The 18,588-nt window shown below is 73.4% G+C and carries 14 protein-coding genes; all 14 read left to right on the top strand.

Annotated elements, in window-relative coordinates; all coding sequences use genetic code 11:
• Positions 1 to 258: 258 nt before the first annotated feature.
• Positions 259 to 3,621, top strand: a complete 3,363-nt coding sequence (locus AC0B61_RS02630) for a non-ribosomal peptide synthetase (protein ID WP_471738758.1) — start codon at positions 259 to 261, stop codon at positions 3,619 to 3,621.
• 8 nt (positions 3,622 to 3,629) lie between these two features.
• Entirely contained in the window at positions 3,630 to 5,168 is a 1,539-nt protein-coding gene (locus AC0B61_RS02625) for a lyase family protein (protein WP_471738757.1), read from the top strand.
• Positions 5,162 to 6,097, top strand: coding sequence for a GHMP family kinase ATP-binding protein (locus AC0B61_RS02620; protein WP_471738756.1), 936 nt, complete (start codon positions 5,162 to 5,164; stop codon positions 6,095 to 6,097). The genes AC0B61_RS02625 and AC0B61_RS02620 overlap by 7 nt, the downstream gene beginning before the upstream one ends.
• A gap of 46 nt (positions 6,098 to 6,143) precedes the next feature.
• Positions 6,144 to 8,399 (top strand): pyridoxal-phosphate dependent enzyme, encoded by a 2,256-nt coding sequence (locus AC0B61_RS02615; RefSeq protein ID WP_471738755.1) that lies wholly within the window; start codon positions 6,144 to 6,146, stop codon positions 8,397 to 8,399.
• A gap of 8 nt (positions 8,400 to 8,407) precedes the next feature.
• Positions 8,408 to 9,523, top strand: a complete 1,116-nt coding sequence (locus AC0B61_RS02610) for a hypothetical protein (protein WP_471738754.1) — start codon at positions 8,408 to 8,410, stop codon at positions 9,521 to 9,523.
• 222 nt (positions 9,524 to 9,745) lie between these two features.
• The gene (locus AC0B61_RS02605; protein WP_471738753.1) at positions 9,746 to 11,971 is read left to right on the top strand and encodes an MMPL family transporter; all 2,226 of its coding nucleotides are present in this window, start codon (positions 9,746 to 9,748) and stop codon (positions 11,969 to 11,971) included.
• 235 nt (positions 11,972 to 12,206) lie between these two features.
• The gene (locus tag AC0B61_RS02600) at positions 12,207 to 12,995 is read left to right on the top strand and encodes an AfsR/SARP family transcriptional regulator (RefSeq protein WP_471738752.1); all 789 of its coding nucleotides are present in this window, start codon (positions 12,207 to 12,209) and stop codon (positions 12,993 to 12,995) included.
• 153 nt (positions 12,996 to 13,148) lie between these two features.
• Positions 13,149 to 14,141: a LysR family transcriptional regulator gene (locus AC0B61_RS02595; protein ID WP_471738751.1), complete on the top strand. Its 993-nt coding sequence runs from the start codon at positions 13,149 to 13,151 to the stop codon at positions 14,139 to 14,141.
• A gap of 78 nt (positions 14,142 to 14,219) precedes the next feature.
• Entirely contained in the window at positions 14,220 to 14,480 is a 261-nt protein-coding gene (locus AC0B61_RS02590; RefSeq protein ID WP_471738750.1) for an acyl carrier protein, read from the top strand.
• 55 nt (positions 14,481 to 14,535) lie between these two features.
• A complete protein-coding gene (locus AC0B61_RS02585; RefSeq protein WP_471738749.1) occupies positions 14,536 to 15,768 on the top strand; it encodes a beta-ketoacyl-[acyl-carrier-protein] synthase family protein in 1,233 nt (410 codons plus the stop codon).
• Complete coding sequence (locus tag AC0B61_RS02580) at positions 15,768 to 16,868, top strand: beta-ketoacyl synthase N-terminal-like domain-containing protein (RefSeq protein WP_471738748.1); 1,101 nt, start codon at positions 15,768 to 15,770, stop codon at positions 16,866 to 16,868. Before AC0B61_RS02585 ends, AC0B61_RS02580 begins: the two co-directional genes overlap by 1 nt.
• Positions 16,869 to 17,615 carry a 3-oxoacyl-ACP reductase FabG gene (gene fabG / locus AC0B61_RS02575; protein WP_471738747.1) on the top strand — a complete coding sequence of 249 codons (747 nt, stop codon included), beginning with the start codon at positions 16,869 to 16,871 and terminating at the stop codon, positions 17,613 to 17,615.
• A 16-nt stretch (positions 17,616 to 17,631) separates the two neighbouring features.
• A complete protein-coding gene (locus AC0B61_RS02570; RefSeq protein ID WP_471738746.1) occupies positions 17,632 to 18,339 on the top strand; it encodes a DsbA family protein in 708 nt (235 codons plus the stop codon).
• A 62-nt stretch (positions 18,340 to 18,401) separates the two neighbouring features.
• Positions 18,402 to 18,578: a hypothetical protein gene (locus AC0B61_RS02565; RefSeq protein WP_471738745.1), complete on the top strand. Its 177-nt coding sequence runs from the start codon at positions 18,402 to 18,404 to the stop codon at positions 18,576 to 18,578.
• Positions 18,579 to 18,588 lie beyond the last annotated feature (10 nt).

Genomic DNA, 18,588 nt, shown 5'->3' with positions numbered 1-18,588 from the left:
CGGGCCGGGACCGGACGACAGGCGCTCGGACCGGTCAGCGGATACCTCCGTGAAGGAATGGCGAAAACCTCCCCGTGAGGGGGCCGGAACAAGGGTGCTCATCGGGGCTGCGCATGAATGCCGGCACCGGTAACGCGAGGCTGTCCGGACATTGGTGACGGTATGTCAGCGGCGTGTCAGTGCGGTTCGCCAGCATGGGGCGAAGGCATTTCCGAACAACACATTCTTCCGTCCATTCCTCCGTAGGTTGGCGATCACGTGTCGAAGACTTTGGACCGTTCGGTCGCGGCCGGGACGACGGACGAGCGCGCTTCGGAGGGCGTCGAGGCGACACCCGTACACGTTCCGCGGTGGACCGCGGGCGGGGCGGGCGCGCGGGCCGGGGTGGCCGCCGAACTCGCCCTGCCCCCCGGATCGGCCGCCGGGCTGCGCACGCTGGCCGCCGACAGCGCGGCCCCGCTGGACGCCGTGCTGCTGGCCGCGCACCTGAGGGTGGTCGCGGCGCTCACCTCCGAGCCGGACCCGGTCACCGGGTACGTGCCCGTCGACGGTGATCCGGGCGCGCCGCGCCCGCTGGGTGTGCGGGGCGTGCTGCGCCACACGTGGCGCGAACTGGTCGGGCAGGCCGCGCAGGGGTGCCGGCGCGCGCCGGCGCCGGATACGGCCTCCGGGCCGGACCGCGAGGCCGTCCTGGACCTGTCCGCGGCGGAGCCCGACCCGGACCCGGCGAACACGCCGCCGCTGTGGGTGCGCATCGCCGTGCACGGCGACCGCGTCACGGTGCACGCCCGGTCCCGTTCGGACGTCATGTCCGAGGAGCACCTGACCCGGATCGTCGGCTACCACGGACGGGCCCTGGAGCTGCTGGCCGCCTGCCCGGACGCACCGGCGGGCGAGCGGAGCCTGCTCGCCGAGGACGAGCGGCACACCCAGATCCACGGGCTGGCGGGCGCGGCGGAGCCCTTCGACGGGAGGCTGTTCGTCGAGCGGTTCGAGGAGCAGGCCCGGTCGGCCCCCGACGCGGTCGCGGTCTCGCACGGCAGCCGGTCCTGGACCTACGGCCGCCTCAACGCGAACGCGAACCGGATCGCTCACGCCCTGCTGGCGGACGGGCTCCGCGACGAGGACGTGGTGGCCGTCGTCATGGAGCGCGGCCTGGAAGCGGCGGCGGCCACGATCGGCGTGCTCAAGGCGGGCGGCTGCTACCTGCCGGTGCAGCCGGACCTCCCGGCCGCCCGGACCGCCGCGCAGCTCGACGACGCGGGGTGCCGGTTCGTCCTCGGCGCCGGCGCGGCCGCGCGGGCCGCCGTGCGGGACGGGGACACCCGCCGCCTGGTGGACGCCGCCGCCCTGTGCGCCGCGACCGGGAGCCCGGGGGCAGGAGACACCGGGGCGGCGGACACCAGGAACCCCGGCCGGGCGTGCGCGCCCGGCGGACTCGCCTACATCTACTTCACCTCCGGCTCCACCGGCACGCCGAAGGGCGTGATGTGCGAGCACGCCGGGCTGCTGAACCACCTGCTGATGAAGGTGGCGGACCTCGGACTCGGCCCCGGTGACGTGGTGGCGCAGACCGCGGCGCAGTCCCTGGACATCTCGCTGTGGCAGCTGATCGCCCCCCTGCTGACCGGCGGCAGCGCCCGCATCGTGGACACCGACGAGCTCCTCGACGTGGACCGCTTCATCGCGGGGCTGACCGCCTCGCGGGTCTCCGTCGCCCAGTTCGTCCCGTCCTACTTCGACGCGCTGATCACGGCCCTCGAGCGGCACCCCCGCGCTCTCGGCGTGCTGCGCACCGTCCTGGTGACGGGGGACGAGCTGAAACCGGCGCTGCTGCACCGGTGGTTCGCGGTCCGGCCGGGCATCCCGGTGGTCAACGCGTACGGCGCGACCGAGGTCTCCGACGACACGATGCACGAGTTCCTCGACCGGGCGCCGGAGCACGGGCCGGTCACGCTCGGCCGGATGCGACGCAACGTCCACGGCTACCTGGTGGACGAGCGGGGCGAGCTGGTGCCACTCGGCTCGACCGGGGAGATCGCCTTCTCGGGTGTCGCGGTCGGCCGCGGCTACGTCAACGATCCCGAGCGGACCCGGGCCGCGTTCGTGCCCGATCCGTTCCGGCCGGGACAGCGGATGTACCGGACCGGCGACTTCGGGCGCTGGCTGCCCGGCGGCCGGCTGCAGTTCCTCGGCCGCCGCGACCAGCAGGTCAGGATCCGCGGATTCCGGGTCGAGACCGGCGAGGTCGAGAACCGGCTGATGGCCCTGGACGAGGTGAAGGGCGCGGTGGTCGTCGCCTCGTCCGCGAGCGACCGGCACCGGGTCCTGGCGGCGTTCCTGGTGGGCACCGTCCGCCTGGAGGACGACCGGGTCCGGGCCGCGCTGGCCCGCCACCTCCCGGAGTACATGATCCCCGCGTACTGCCACTGGCTCGACGTCCTGCCGGTCAGCGCGAACGGCAAGGTGGACCGCAAGGCGCTCACCGAGCTGGCCGGCACGCTCGGGCACGCCGAGTCGCCCAGCACGGCGCCCAGCACGCCCACCGAGCAGCGCCTCGCGATGGCCTGGGCGGAGGCGCTCAACCTCCCCCTGCAGGGCATCGGGCGGGCCGACCACTTCTTCGCGCTCGGCGGGACGTCGCTCGCCGCGACCTGGCTCGTCGTGAAGCTGGACCGGCTGGTCTCGCTGACCCAGATCGTCGCCCATCCCGTGCTGTCCGACCTCGCCGCCGCCGTCGACGCGGGCCGGGACGCGGGCGAGGGCAAGGACGCGGGCGCGGGCGCGGCGCCGGACCGGCCGGGGCCCGGCCTGCTGCACGCGCTGACCGGCGCCCTCCCGGGCCGGACGGTGCCCGAGGGCCGCCTGGTCTGCTTCCCCGGCGCGGGCGGGAACGCCGTCAACTTCCTCGCCCTGGCCCGGGAACTCGCCCCCTGCGGCGTCGAGGTGTACGGCGTCGAACTGCCCGGACACGACTTCGTCCCCGGCGCGCAGGACCTGGCGGAGGTGGCGGAGGTGGCGCGCCGGGTCGCCGGCGAGCTGGCAGGGCTGGCCGCCGTCCCCCTGGTGCTGTGGGGCCAGCGGGAGGGCGCGGCGCCCGCGCTCGCCCTGGCCCGGCTGCTGGAGGACGGCCCTTCGGCGCCTCGCCGGGTCCTCGTCGGAGGGGTCGCCCCGGACTGGCCGGCGACGGTGCGGGCGGGCATGGACCGGACCAGGGCCCTGAGCGACCGGGAGGTCGCCGCCACCCTGCTGCGCCAGGGCGCGTACGTGGAGTTCGACGAGCTCAAGCCCGAGCGGGCCCGGCTGCTCGGGCCCGCCTACCGGCACGACGTGCAGTCGGCCGGGTCGTTCCTGCTGGCCGCCCGGCAGAGCCCGGCGGCCCACCGCGTCAAGGCGGGCATCGAACTCGTCGTCGCCGAGGACGGCCGGGACGGCCGGGACGGCCCGGTCGGGACGGCCGGAGACCGGGGCCCCGGTCACTGGGACTGGCGGCTGCTCTCCGACGAGGTGACGCAGCGCCGGCTGCTCGGCCCGGGGGAGTGCTCGCCGCGGACCCGGGCGGCCGACGCGAGAGACGCGGTGCTGGCCGCGCTGAACCGAACCGCCCCTTCGTCCCCGTGAGGAAACGCATGCCCAACGACCCTGCGACGACGGCCGGTTCCAGCGGAGCCGGCGCGTTGACCGGACGGATCGCGGCCGGCCCCGACGCGCTGCTGCGCGCCGAGGTGCTGGAGCCGCAGCTCCGCTTCGAGATCGACGCCCTGCTGCCCTGGTACGTCCAACTGGAGAAGGTCCTGCTGCTGGAGTACCGCCGGCTCGGCCTGCTGGACGGAGCCCAGGTCGGCGCCATCGCGGACGTGCTCGACAAGGTCACCCCCGAGGCCATCGCCCGGGAGGCCGAGGAGAGCATGAGCGACATCGCCTTCACCCTGGAGCGCCATGTGGTGCGCCGGCTGGCCGCGGTGCCGCCCGCGTGGCACGTCGACCGCAGCCGCAACGACCTGCAGGCCACCGCCCAGCTGATGTACGGGCGGGTGCGGCTGCTGGACTGCGCCGAGCAGCTGATCGCGTTCGGCCGCGCCGCACACCGGCTGGCCGGGCGCGGCGCCGCACTCGTCATGCCCGGTTACACCCACCTGCAGCCGGCTCAGGTGATCAGCCCGGGCTTCTACTTCGCGGCGCTCGGCGAACAGGTGCTGCACACCCTGGAGCGACTGGAGTCGGTGTACCGGACGGCTGCCGCCTCGCCGATGGGCGCGGGGGCGATGGCCGGGCAGGAACTGCTCTGGGACCGCGCCCGGATGGCCGCCCTGCTGGGCTTCCCCGACGTCCGCACGCACGCGCTGCGGGCGGTGGCGCAGCGCGACTGGGCGTTGGAGGCGTGCGCGGAGTTCTCCCTGCTGGGCGTCGCGTTGAGCCGCTTCGTCACCGACCTGATGACCTGGGGCAGTGCCGGATACGGCTTCATCGACCTGCCGGACCACTGGTCGGGCATCTCCTCCGCGATGCCGCAGAAGAAGAACTACCCGGTGCTGGAGCGGATCCGGGCCCGTACGGCGCATCTCGGCGCGGCCTACACGGCCATCTCCACCGGGCAGCGGTCCACCCCGTACAGCAACTCCGTCGAGATCTCCAAGGAGGCGGGGGCCGGGGTGCCCGCCGCCTTCGACGTCCTCGGGTCGGTCCTGCGGCTGTTCGGCGCGGTGCTGGAGAACCTGCGGTTCCGGGAGGACCGGATGCGCGAGGCCTGCGAGGCCGAGTACCTGGGCGGGTTCACCCTCGCCAACCTGCTGACCCTGCGCGCCGGGGTGCCCTGGCGTAGCGCCCAGGTCGTGGCCGGGCGCTACATCGTGCTGGCCGTCGAGCGCGGGCTGCCTCCCGCCGAGCCGGACGGCGCACTGCTCGACGAGGTCCTGGCCGCGCAGGGGTACACCGCCGAGAACGCCGCGGACCTGCTCACCGAGGCGATGGGCGTGTCGGGCGGACTCCTGGCGAAGCGCTCGGACGGCTCGACCCACCCGGACGCCGTACGGTCCCTGCTCGCCGAGCAGGAGACCGCGTTCGACGCACTGGAGAAGCGGTGGCAAGGGCGGCGGGCGGACGTCGACGCGGCGGCGGCCGAGGTCGACCGGCTGCTCGCCGGACCGGAGGGAAGGCAGGAGTGGTGAAGGCCCCCGGCACCGTCCTGCGGCAGGGCGCCGCGGGGAGCCACCCGGCGCCGAGCGCCGCGGTGACGGGCATGAGTACCGCGTCCGGCACGTTCGGCGAGCTGCTCCAGGGGGTGCTGCCCGAGGAGGACAGCGACTTCCTGGTCACCCTGCCGATCGCCCGCTGGGCCCGGGTGACGTTCCACGGCCTGCCCGGCACCGACGTGCTGGAGGTCCGGCCCGCGCACAAGCGGAAGGCGCTCCGGCTGGCCGGAATGATCATGGAGTCCGCGGCGACGCCGATGGGCGGGGTGCTGACCATCGAGAGCATGCTGACCGAGGGCAAGGGGCTGGCCAGCTCCTCCGCCGACCTGGTGGCGACGGCGCGCGCGGTCGCCAACGCGCTGGGCGAGCCGATGCCGCCCCGGCGGATCGAGTCGCTGCTGGCGCGGATCGAACCCACCGACGGCGTGCTGTACCCCGGCATCGTGGCGTTCTACCACCGCCGGGTGGAACTCCACACCGAGCTGGGCTCCCTGCCGTCGATGACCGTGGTCGGCGTGGACGAGGGCGGCGAGATCGACACGATCGCCTTCAACCGCATCCCGAAGCCGTTCTCCGCCGCGGACCGGGCGGAGTACGCGCGGCTGCTGGAGCGGATGGCCACGGCGGTGGCCGGCGCGGACCTCGCCGAGGTGGGCGCGGTGGCCACCCGCAGCGCCCTGATGAACCAGGTGCTGCGCCCCAAGAAGACGCTCGACGCCATGATCGGCATCAGCCGGCAGGTCGGCGGACTCGGCGTGGTGGTCGGCCACAGCGGGACGTGCCTGGGCGTGCTCCTCGACACGGCCGACCCCTCGTACCCGCAGCGGCTGGTGGACGCCGCGAGCGCCTGCTCCGAGCTCGTCGGCAACGTCACCGTGTACCGGACCTTGAGCTTCGACCGATGAACTCCGGTGCTGCGCAGGCCCGGTGCGAGATGGGAAGAGAGGGCACATGCTGAGCCAGAACGTGATCGACGCCATCGGCCGGACACCGCTGGTGCGTCTGCGGCTGGGGGCCGACCGGGACGTCCGGGTCTACGCGAAACTCGAGATGAACAACCTGTTCGCGATGAAGGACAGGGTGGCCAAGCAGATCATCACCGAGGCGCGCGCCACCGGTGTGCTGGCCGAGGGCGCCCCGATCGTGGAGAGTTCCTCGGGCACGATGGCCCTCGGGGTCGCCCTGGTGGGCACGGCCCTCGGCCACCCGGTGCACATCGTCACCGACCCGCGGATCGACCGCGTGACGCTGGCCAAGCTGGAGGCGCTGGGCTGCGAGGTGCACGTGGTGCCCGCGATGGACGCCCACGGCTGGCAGGGCGCCCGGCTGACCAGGCTGCGGGAGATCATGGACCGGAACCCGGGGGCGTTCTGGCCGAAGCAGTACGAGAACCCGCAGAATCCGGCCGCCTACCGGCACCTGGCCCAGGAGCTGCTCGCCGACCTCGACACGGTGGACGTCCTGGTCGGTGCGGTGGGCAGCGGCGGCTCGCTGTGCGGCACCTCGCGCGCGCTGCGCGAGCACCTGCCGGAGCTGTACGCGGTCGGGGTGGACTGCGTCGGCAGCGTGCTGTTCGGCCAGCCCGACCGGCCCGAACGGCTGCAGAGCGGGCTGGGCAACAGCCTGCACCCGAGGAACCTCGACCACGCCGTGATCGACGAGGTGCACTGGCTGAACGACCACGAGGCCTTCGGCGCGACCCGGGAACTGGCCCGCGAGGAGAAGCTGTTCGCGGGCAACACCTCCGGCTCGGTGTACCGGGTGCTGGGGGAGATGGCCCGGCGGGCCGTGCCGGGCACCACCGTGGTCGGGATCTTCCCGGACCGCGGGGACCGCTACGCCGACACCGTGCACAGTGACGCGCACTGGGCCGAGCAGGACCTCCGGCGCCTGCCCGTCGCCACGGTGGCGCGCCAGGTCCTGGACGGCACGGAGGTGGACAGCTGGTCGTTCCGCCGCAACCGCGCGGACGCGCCGCGGCCGGCGTTCGTCTTCGTGGAGTCCAACACCACCGGCACCGGCATGCTGGCGCTGCGGATCGCGGCGGAGGCCGGCTACCAGCCGGTGCTCGCGACCGGCGACTCCACCAGGTACGGCGGCCTCGCCGAGACCGGCGCCACGGTCGTGGACTGCGACACCAACGACACCGACGCGCTGGTCCGGGCGGTGACCAAGGCGTTCGAGCCCGGCTCGATCGCCGGAGTGTCCACGACCAGCGAGTTCTACCTGGTGGCGGCGTCCGCGCTGGCCACCGCGGTGGGGCTGCCCGCGGAGCGTCCCGAGGCGATCGCCGGCTGCCGGGACAAGGGGCGGTTGCGCGAGACCCTGCTGCGGGCCGGGATCGGGCAGCCGCGGTTCGAGGTGGTCGAGGACGGGCCGGCCGCGGCCGCCGCCGCGGACCGGATCGGCACCCCGTGCGTGGTGAAGCCGGTCGACGACTCCGGTTCGACGCGCGTGCGCCGGTGCGACTCCGCGCAGGAGGCCGCCGAGCTGGCCGAGGAGATCACGGGCCGGACCACCAACGGCCGCGGGCAGCCCATGGCGGGCCGGGCCCTGGTCGAGCAGTACCTGGACGCGCCCGAGTACAGCGTGGAGATGTTCGGCGTCGACGGCGAGCACCGGCTGATCGGCATCACCGAGAAGACCGTGGCCGGCGCACCCCACTTCGTGGAGTCCCGGCACCTGGTGCCCGCCGACCTGCCCGCCGAGGCGGCGCGGGAGATCGCCGGGACGGTGTCGGCCGCGCTGGCCGCGACCGGGCTCGGCCGCGGCCCGAGCCACACCGAGGTGAAGCGCACCGCGACCGGCGCCGCCGTCGTCGAGATCAACCCGAGGCTCGCGGGCGGCCTCATCCCCGAGCTCTACCGCCTCGCCACCGGGATCGACCTGCTCGCCGCCCAGGTGGCCTACGCCGGCGGCGGCGTACCCCTGCTGCCGGACGGGTTCGCGCGCCACGCGGGCATCCAGTTCATCCTGCCCGTCGAGGAAGGGGTCCTGGACCGCGTGGCCGGGCTGGACGAGGCCAGGGCGGTGCCGGGTGTGGAGCGCGTGACGGTCACCGCCGCGGCGGGCACCCGGGTCGCCCCGCCGACCGACGCCTACGGGCGGATCGGCCACATCGTCGCCGTCGGCGAGAGCCGCGCGGCGGTCGTCGAGGCGCTCGACCGGGCTTCGGCGCTGGTCGACGTCCACCTCATAGGAAAGTAGAGGAAACCGTGACAGTCAGTCGACGAAACGTTCTGCGCTCTGCCGCGGCCCTCGTGCCGGCGATGGTGATCGGCGGCACGCTGCCCGGTGTGGCCTCCGCCGCCGCCGCGGCCCCGTCGTGGCAGGTCTTCCCGGTCGATCCGGGGGTGAGCGCGTGGTACCGCTTCAGCCGGATCAGCGTGGCCGCGAACGGCGCCGTCAAGGCCCTCGGCACCACCAACTACTACCCGGACGGCCCCTTCGGGCCGATCCAGTCGGACCCGCTGGCCTGGGCCTTCGACGGCACGAAGTGGAGCGCGACCGGGTTCGCCGCGGACACCCGGCCGTTGGCCGGCATCACGGTCACCGGTGCCGCCGACGCCTGGGCGGTGGGCGAGAAGTGGGACCGGACCCAGATGCGGGACGTGCCCCGGCTGCTGCACTGGAACGGTTCCGCCTGGGCCGCCGACCTGACGGGAGCGGAGTCGTTCGCCCGGCCCGCCCAGGCCTCCGGCAGCGGGAGCGACGTCTGGGTCGTCGGCACGGCGAAGCAGTCGGTCGACGTGCCGGCCGTGGTGCGCCGCAACGGTGCGAGCTGGGCGCCGGTGAGCCTGCCGAGCACCCTCGGCACCGCCGGTCTGCTGACCGTGCGGGTCGTGGCGGCGGACGACGTCTGGGTCGCCGGCTTCGTCGGCGTCGGCGCGTCGCGCGTGTCCCTGGTGATGCGCTGGAACGGGTCCTCGTGGACCGTGCTGCCGGCCCCGTTCGGTACGGCGGTGGGCCAGGTGACCTCGCTGCTGGTCAAGGACGGCCAGTGCTGGGTCGGCGGGTCCGCCGCCAACCGGGGCGCCGTGGCGGTCTGGAACGGCAGCGCGTGGTCCGACCGGAGCCCGGTCTCCGGCAGCGTGTCCGAGGTCTCGCAGCTGGCGGCGTACGGCTCCACCGAGGTGTGGACCGCGGGGGCCGGGGTGACGTTGCAGCGCTGGAACGGCTCCGCCTGGTCCCAGGCGCAGGGCCCGCTGGCGGGTCCGCTGACGGTGGGGGCGCTGGCCACCGGGCCGGACGGCGCCCTGTGGATGGCGGGTTCCAGTGAGACCTCGTCGTCCACCAGTGCCTTTTTCGCCAAGCTCCCGGCAGTCGTCTGACCGGGTCCTCTCCGATGTCGACAAGGGCCTCGCCCCCCGGTTTCCGGGGGCGAGGCCCTTGTCGGTCGGCCGTCGACCGGCCGTCGGTCGGCTTGATCCCGCCCAACTTCCCTCCGGCGGGGCACAGATGACGCGGAAGGAGAGTTGACGCGCACACTGATACATGTAAGCTCGGTCTTACATGTAAAAGAAAGCATCGACGCGGGTAAGGGGCTGGAGACAGTGGAGAAACGCTCGGTCATCGTCAGGGTGGCGAGTTGGAGCGCGGCCCACCCCTGGCGCGCCATCGTCGGCTGGTTCGTCTTCGTCGCGCTGTGCCTCGGGGCCTCGGCCGCGGTCGGCACCAACAGTGCGACCACCGCGGACTACCGGGTCGGCAAGGCCGGGAAGGCGGAGGCGATCGCGACCGAGGGCGGCCTGCAGCGCCGGCCGGTCGAGCAGATCGTCATCGACTCCCCGTCCGGCACGCTGGACGTGTCCGCAGCCCGGACCGCCGCCGCGGACCTCACCACCCGGATGGGCAAGCTCCCGGAGGTCGACAAGGTCGAGCAGCCGGTCCTCTCCCGCGACGGCAAGGTCCTGATGGTCCAGGTCGTCATGACGGGCGAGGAGCTCGCCGCCCGCAAGAAGGTCGACCCGCTGGTCGAGCAGACCGCCGCCGTGCAGCAGGCCCACCCCGACGTACGGGTGCAGGAGACCGGCGGGCCCTCGATGAGCAAGGGCCTCGACAAGCAGCGCGGCGACGACCTCGCCTTCTCCGAGATGCTCACCCTGCCGGTCACCGTCATCACCCTGATGATCGCCTTCGGCTCGGTGGTCGCGGCGGGCGTGCCGGTGCTGCTGGCCCTCACCTCCATCGCCGCCGCCATGGGGCTGTCCGCGCTCGCCTCGCACGCGCTGCCCGACGCCGGCGTCGGCAACAACATCATCCTGCTGATCGGCCTGGCCGTCGGCGTCGACTACTCGCTCTTCTACCTGAAGCGGGACCGCGAGGAGCGGGCCAGGGCCGGCGGCCGGCTCGGCTCGCAGGCCGTCGTGGAGATCGCGGCCGCCACCGCCGGCCGGGCCATCGTGGTCTCCGGGTTCGCGGTGATCGTCTCGACCGCGACGCTGTACCTCGCGACGGACGTCATCTTCTCCTCGCTCGCCACCGGCGCCGTGATCGTCGTCGCGGTCGCCATGGCCAGCTCGCTGACGGTGCTGCCCGCGCTGCTCGCCAAGCTCGGCGCCCGCGCCGAGAAGCGTGCGGCCCGCCGCGCCACCCAGGGCAAGGCCACCCGGGCGCACGGCGGGACGAGCCGGGCGTGGAGCGCGCTGCTGCGGCCGGCCACCCAGCGCCCCGGGGTCACCCTGCTGGTCTCGGTGCTCGTCATGCTGGGGCTGGCCGCGCCCGCCCTCGGCCTGAAACTGAGCGTGCTGGGCAAGGACACCTTCTCCCGCGACATCCCCTCCGTGCAGACATACGACCGGCTGACCGCCGCCTTCCCGGAGATGCTCGTCCAGCACCAGGTGGTGGTGCGCGCCGCCGCGGACCGCGCGCCGCAGGTGCAGCAGGCGATGGAGGACCTGCGCCGGCAGGCCCAGGCGGACCCGTTGTTCGACAAGGACGTCGAGTTCAAGCTCAGCTCCTCCGCCGACCAGCGGATCACCAGCCTGATGCTCTCCGTGCCGGTCAAGCCCAGCTCGCCCCAGGCGACCGAGTCGCTCGACCACCTCCGTGACGACTACCTGCCCGCCACCGTCGGCAAGGTGTCCGGCGCCGAGGCCTACGTCACCGGCGACATCGCCCGCGACGTCGACTACCTGGACCACCAGAACTCCAAGCTGCCGCTCATCGTCGGCATCCTGCTGCTGGTGACGTTCGGCATGACGGTGCTGGCCTTCCGGTCCGTGGTGATCGGCGTGATCGGCACCCTGCTCAACCTGCTCTCCGCGGCGTCCGCCTTCGGCCTGCTGGTCGTGGTCTTCCAGGGCCACTGGGCGGAGGGCCTGCTCGACTTCCACTCCACCGGAGCGATCGGGTCGCGGGTGCCGCTGTTCCTGTTCGTCATCCTCTTCGGGCTGTCGATGGACTACCAGGTCTTCGTGGTCAGCCGGATCAGGGAGGCGGCCCAGCGCGGCCTGGACACCCGCGCGGCCGTACTGGAGGGGATCGGCAGCTCCGCGGGCGTGGTGACCAGCGCGGCGGTCGTGATGGTCACCGTGTTCGCCAGCTTCGCCTTCCTCACCCTGGTGGAGATGAAGCAGATGGGCTTCGTCCTCGCCGCGGCGGTCCTGCTCGATGCCTTCATCGTGCGGATCATGATCCTGCCGTCGGTCCTGACCCTGCTGGGCAAGGTGATCTGGTGGCCGTCCCGGACGATGCGGATGGTGCGGCCGCAGCAGCCCGGAGCGGTCGGTTCCGAGACGGTCACCCCGCTCCGGACGCGCGAGTCCGGGCGCCTCTGAACCGGGGCCGCCCTCGCCGGCGGCCCCCCTGAACGGCCTTCCAATCCCCCGGGAAGGCTCGGTGCCGGACCGCCCGCAAGGGCGGTCCGGCGTCATTTTTGGCTCAGGGGCCAGGCTGGAATGGCCGGTTCCGCAGGCATATCCGGCAGGTATGGCCAAGCCGGAAGTTTGATATTTCTCAGCGGCGGTGCGGCCGACGAGGATGTGGATCAAACGAACACGGGGGTGTCGAATCGTGCAGATCCACATACTCGGCTCACTTCTACTCACCCAGGGCACGCGGAGCTGGGGCGTCACGTCGAAGCGGGTGAGCTCGGTGCTCGCCCTGCTGGCCCTGGCCCCGGGCCGGGCCGTTCCGTTCGACCAGCTCGTGGACGAGCTGTGGGGCGACGAACGCATCGCCAACGCCAAGAACGCCTTGCAGGCCAATGTGACCAGGCTGCGCAAGCTCCTGGCGTCCGTGGCCGGTCGGGACGGCCGGGACCTGGTGCGCACCGTCGGCACCGGCTACCTGCTGGACGTCCGGCCCGAATCCGTCGACGCGCACCGCTTCGTGTCCCTCGCGGACGAGGGCGCGGCCATGATCGGCCGGGATCCCGCGGCGGCGGCGCTCGTGCTGTCGGAGGCGCTGGGCATGTGGCGGGGCGTGGCCCTGCTGGACGCCATCGAGGGGTTCCGCTGCCGGACGGCGTCGGTGCGCCTGGAGGAGCGGCGGCTCGCCGCGTACGAGGACTGGGTGACGGCGAGACTGGCGGTCGGCGGGGAGCGCGTGCCGGTCCCGGAGCTGCGTCAGCTGGCCACCGAACACCCCGGCCGTGAACGGCTCAGCGAGCTGCTGATGCTGGCCCTGTACCGCGACGGCCGGCAGACCGAGGCGCTCGACGTGTTCCACCAGGCCCGCAGGAGGCTGGCCGAGGACCTGGGCGTGGAGCCGGGGCGTTCCCTGCACTCGGTGTACCGGGCGATCCTCCACCAGGACGACGTCCTCGGATGTCCCCACGGCCCCCTGATGCCCACCGGCTGACCCCCCGTCATGCCGGGCGCGGGAGACCCGCCGTCGCCACCGGAGCCGAGGTGATTTCATCGCGGTGGTGTTACGGTGATTACTGCGTGTGCCCTCGTACCGGGGCGGATCGCGTGGTCACAGGTGTCTGGGCGAGCGGGGGCTGCGTCTGCAATGCACGTCGAATTACGACACGCCCGGCTCGTGGCCGCCATCGCCAGTGCCGGGAGCATATCCTCGGCCGCGATCCGGCTCAACCTTCCGCAGCCCTCCCTCTCCTCCCAACTGCGGCGCCTGGAGCGCGAGTTCGGCGGTGAGCTGTTCGTCCGGTCCTACAACGGCGTGGTGCCCACCCCGCTCGGCGAGCGGGTGATCCCGATGCTCGTCGACCTGGCGCGGCGCGGTGACGCCGTCATCGCCGAGGTGGCCGCGCAGAGCGTCACGACGCTGCGCGTCGGCAACGTGGAGTGGACGCCGCCGACCCTCAGGGACGCGATCGCCGCGTGCCTGCCCGCCGCCGAGGTGCAGACCGAGACGGTGGACCCGGCCGACGCGATGCACGCGGTCACCGAGGGGCGGCTCGCCCTGGCGCTGGTGCCCAGCCCGCCCGACCGCCAGCCCGCCGACGCCGGGGTACTGCCGCTCAGCACGGCCGTCGTGGTCCGCCAACCGGTCTGGCTGGCACTGCCGTTGGGCCACCCGCTGGCCGGGCGCGGGCCGGTCGGCCCGGCCCAGGTGCGGTCCCTGCAGTGGGTGCGCTACGCGCGCAGCCACTGGTTCCACGACCACGAGGACGCGGCCTTCGCCGACCTCGTCGAAGGCCGGCCGGTGCCGATCCACCGGGTCCGCGGGCACCACGAGGCGATGAGCTGGGTCCGCGAGGCCGGAGCGGCCGCGCTGACCGTACCGACCGGGGCGACCAAGGACATCGGTCTCGTCCCGATCGCCGACGCCCGCATCTGCGAGCTGCTGCTGGTGTGGCGCGCGGGATCGCTCCACCGGACGGCCGTGGCGGCCCTGGTGGAGAACGTGCGCCGCTACTACTGCGAGTACGCCCGCACCATCCCGAGCTTCTGGTCCTGGATGGTCGCCCACCCCGAGGACTTCCGCGAGATCCAGCACCTCCTGACGGAGCGTCCGCAGGACCCGCCGCCCGGCGCGGACTGAGCAGCCCCCGAACCCCCGGCCCAGCCATGTCAGTTGGCAGTCAGCGGGCTGTCAGTCGCGTGCTCCAGCATCGTCTGCATGACTACCGCAGCCACTGACGCCGAACGGCGTGCCCAGATCAAGGACATCATCTGCGACATCCTCGAGATCGAGCCGTCCGACATGACCGGCACCAGCCGGTTCAAGGAGGACCACGAGGCCGACTCGATGGGCGCGATCGAGATCCTCTCCACCCTCGAGCGGACCTACGGCATCGACCTCGACCAGAGCGTGCTCCCCCGGATGGTCAACCTGGACGCCGTGGTCGCCATCGTCGACCAGGCCGTGGCCGCCAAGTAGCCGGCGCCGCCCGGCCGGGGTCGCCCGGGCCGGGCACGAGGGACTGGAGCACAGGGTGTACGACAACGATCAGCGGCCGCGCCAGGTGGTGATCACCGGACTCGGCCTGGTCACCAGCATCGGCCTCGGGGTCCAGGAGTTCCTGGCCGGCCTGCGGGCCGGCCGCAGCGGGGCCAAGCCCATCACGGCCTTCGACACCACCGGGTTCGCCCACTCGTACGGGTGCGAGGTCGCCGACTTCGACCCCGCCCAATGGATCCGCGGCTTCGACCCGGAGGAACTGGGCCGGGCGACCCAGTTCTCGGTGGCGGCGGCCAACATGGCCGTCGCCGACGCCGGCATCGCCCTGGAGGAACTGCGCGCCCGCCGGACCATGGTGTCGGTGGGCACCACCGACGCGGAGTCCCGCGACCTGGACCTGCTGGTCGGCGAACAGCTCGACAAGGGCCCGGAACACCTCACCCCCGGGATCGTCCGGCGGGCCCACGCCGCCAGGCTGTCCTCCAGCATCGTCCGCGAACTCGGACTGACCGACGTCGAGGCCCTGACCATCCCCACCGCCTGCGCGGCCGGCAACTACGCGATCGGCAGCGGCTACGACGCCATCCAGGCCGGCGACGTCGACGTGGCGCTGTGCGGCGGAGCCGACGCCGTCTGCCGCAAGACCTTCGCCGGCTTCTACCGGCTGGGGACCATCGCCCCCGAGATGTGCCAGCCCTTCGACCGGAACCGCAAGGGCATCCTCACCGGCGAGGGCGCGGGCATCCTCATGATGGAGAGCCTGGAGTCCGCCCGGGCCCGCGGCGCCCGGATCTACGCCGAGATCCTCGGCTACGGGCTCACCTGCGACGCCCACCACCCGGTCGCGCCGGACCAGGACGGCCTGGCCCGCTGCATGGCACGGGCCCACCGCAACGCGGGGATCAGCGCGGCGGACGTCGACTTCATCTCGGCCCACGGCACCGGCACCAAGGCCAACGACGTGACCGAGGCGGGCGCCATCCGCCAGGTCTTCGACGTGCCGCCGCCCACCGTCTCCATCAAGTCGATGGTCGGGCACAGCATGGGCGCGGCCAGCGCCCTCGGCTCGGCCGCCTGCGCCCTGGCCATCGCGGAGGGTTTCATCCCGCCGACCATCAACCACCGGGAGACCGACCCGGACTGCGGGCTGGACTGCGTGCCCAACGAGGCGCGGCCCGCCGAACTGTCCGTGGTGCAGAACAACGCGCTCGCGTTCGCGGGCAACAACGCCGTGCTCATCCTGGGCCGGCACCGGGAGGCCGCCTGATGTCCGCACTGGTCTTCTCCACCTGGTCCGCGGTGTCCCCGTACGGTGTCGGCAGCGAGGCGTTCCGGGCCGGCGTCCGGGCCGGCCGCGGCGCGATCGGACCGCTCGACGCGGCGGCCTGGCCGGGGCCGTTCACCGAGGGCGCGCTGGTGCCGGACTTCGACGTCACCGAGCACATCGGCCGGAAGGGCACCCGCACCATGGACCGGGTCACCGCCATCGCGGTGACCGCGGTGGGCCTGCTGCTCGCCGACGGCGGACCGGAACTGGCCTCCCGGACCGAGGAGACCGGGCTGGTGCTGGGCACCGGCTCGGGCAGCGTGCAGAGCATCATGAACTTCACCCGCGACTCGCTCGAGGGCGAACGCCCCTACCACGTCGACCCGGCCCGCTTCCCGAACACGGTGATGAACCGGGCCGCCGGGCAGAGCGCCATCTGGCACGGCATCAAGGGGCCGAACACCACCATCGCCGGAGGCCGCCTGACCGGTCTGACGGCACTCAGCTACGCCATCCGGCTGCACCGGGGCGGGCACTGCGCCCGGGTGCTGTGCGGGGCGGCCGAGGAGTACTCCGAGCAGCGGGCCTGGCTGGAATGGCACGGCCGGGACGGCGACGACCGGACGTCCCCGCTGGGCGAGGGCGGCGCGGTGTTCCTGCTGGAGACCGCGCAGGACGCCCGGGCCGCCGGGCGGCGCGCGCGGGCCCACCTGCTGGCCACCCGGTTCCGCGCCTTCGCCGCGCCGTCCGACGCCCGCGCCGCCCTGGCGCAGTGCGTGCGCGAGGTCCTGGAGCGGGCCGGCGCGCGCGCCGAGGACGTCCACCTGGCGGCCCCCGCCGAAACCGGCGGGATCCTGGCCGGTGTCGAGGAGGCCGCGATCGGCGACGCCCTCGGCGCGACCGGGCCCCGGCTGCTCACCAACCGCGCACTGCTCGGTGACGCCTCGGCGGCGACCGCGAGCCTGAAGCTCGCGGCGGTGCTGTCGGTGCTCGACGACGACGAAACCCCGCCCGGCGCACTCGCCCTCGTGACGGCGGTCGACCGGGACGGCACGGCCGGCTGCGCGCTGCTCGCCGCAGCGACGAACGAGGAGAGCTGAGTGGAGACGAACGCCCGCAGGGTCGCGCTGGTGACCGGGGGCTCCCGGGGCATCGGGCGGCACGTGGTCACCGGGCTGGCCCGGGACGGCTTCGACGTCGCGTTCTGCTACCGGTCCGACGAGGAGGCGGCGCAGTCGGTCACCGAGGAGGCCGAGAAGGAGGGCGCGGGCGTGTTCGCCGCCCGCGTCGACGTCGCGGACGCCCGCGCGGTACGGGACTTCGTCAAGGCCGCGGAGAACGCGCTCGGCCCGCTGCACGCGGCGGTCTCCTGCGCCGGCATCGTCCGCGACAACCCGCTGGTGATGATGCCCGAGGAGGACTGGGACGCCGTTCTGCGCACCAACCTGGACGGCACCTACCACCTGTGCAAGGCCGCCGCCTTCGCCATGATGAAGCGCCGGGCGGGCAGCATCGTCACGATGTCCTCCGTGGCCGGCGTGTACGGCAACGCGACGCAGACGAACTACTCGGCGTCCAAGGCCGGGATCATCGGCTTCAGCAAGGCGCTGGCCAAGGAGTCCGGGCGCTACGGCGTGCGCGTCAACGCCGTGGCGCCGGGCTTCATCGACACCGACATGCTCTCCGGACTGGCGCCGGAGCACACGCGGACGATGACCGAGCGCATTCCGCTCGGCCGCCTCGGCCACCCCCGGGAGGTGGCCGACCTGGTGTCGTTCCTGGTGTCCGACCGCGCCGCCTACATCACCGCTCAGGTCTTCGGCGTCGACGGCGGCCTCGTCGTCTGACCCGGTAAGGAGCAGCATGCCCAAGAACAAGACCCCGCGCTTCTACTTCTCGCTGCGCAGCCCGTACTCCTGGCTCGCGTACCGCGAACTGACGGAGCACCACGGCGACCTGGTGGAACGGCTGGAGTGGCTGCCGTTCTTCGAGCCGGACGCGACCAGCGCCCGGATGCTGGAGGAGCGCGGCGGACGGTTCCCGTACTCGGAGATGTCGCGGGAGAAGAACCGGTACGTCCTCCAGGACGTCGGCCGGATCACGAAGGAGCGCGGCATCACCGTGCACTGGCCCGTGGACGTCGAGCCGGTCTGGGAGGTCCCGCACCTGGGCTACCTGGTGGCGGCCCGGGAGGGCCGGGGCTACGACTACATCGCCGCGGTCTACCGGGCCCGGTTCGGCGAGGGGCGCAACGTCTGCGACCCGGCGGTCATCGCGGACATCGGCCGCGACCTGGGGATCGACGCCGAGGCGCTGTCCCGCGCCGCGGCGGACCCCGGACTGCGCGAGCAGGGCGTGGACATCCTGATGGAGGTCTGCAAGGACGGCGTCTTCGGAGTGCCGTTCTTCGTGCGGGGGTTCACCCGCTTCTGGGGGCTCGACCGGCTCGACGCCTTCGTGGCGCACCTGCGCACCGGCGCGCCCTCCGCGACCGGCCTGGCCCCCGCCACCACCGGCGCGGTGGGCGTCGGCCGCTCGGCAGACGACGGACACGCGGGCGGCTGCGGCTGAGCCGCCGGCCACGGCTGCGACGTGGAGCCCCCGCCCGCGCGCGGGGGCTCCGCCGGGCGGCGGTGGACCGTCAGTTCCCGGTCAGTGCGCTGTCAGCGCGCTCGACCACCATCGAGGACGAAGTCGCGCTGCCGCTGTGGACGATCGGCACGAAGCGGCGCCTCACGCACGGCCCCGAACCCTTCAGCGGCGAGCGCCTGTCGCGCTGCGCCGCCGGGACGGCCGAAGCGACCTGGTGACCTTTCCGAG

This window comes from Kitasatospora sp. NPDC023385 (assembly GCF_055664045.1).
This window is presented reverse-complemented; position numbering and strand designations above follow the sequence as displayed.

What these genes read in the sequence shown, in the direction of transcription:
- AC0B61_RS02625 (WP_471738757.1), top strand. Translation starts at nt 3,630, where the DNA reads ATGCCCAACGACCCTGCGACGACGGCCGGTTCCAGCGGAGCCGGCGCG.
- AC0B61_RS02615 (WP_471738755.1), top strand. Translation starts at nt 6,144, where the DNA reads ATGCTGAGCCAGAACGTGATCGACGCCATCGGCCGGACACCGCTGGTG.
- AC0B61_RS02595 (WP_471738751.1), top strand. Translation starts at nt 13,149, where the DNA reads ATGCACGTCGAATTACGACACGCCCGGCTCGTGGCCGCCATCGCCAGT.
- AC0B61_RS02590 (WP_471738750.1), top strand. Translation starts at nt 14,220, where the DNA reads ATGACTACCGCAGCCACTGACGCCGAACGGCGTGCCCAGATCAAGGAC.
- AC0B61_RS02580 (WP_471738748.1), top strand. Translation starts at nt 15,768, where the DNA reads ATGTCCGCACTGGTCTTCTCCACCTGGTCCGCGGTGTCCCCGTACGGT.
- AC0B61_RS02570 (WP_471738746.1), top strand. Translation starts at nt 17,632, where the DNA reads ATGCCCAAGAACAAGACCCCGCGCTTCTACTTCTCGCTGCGCAGCCCG.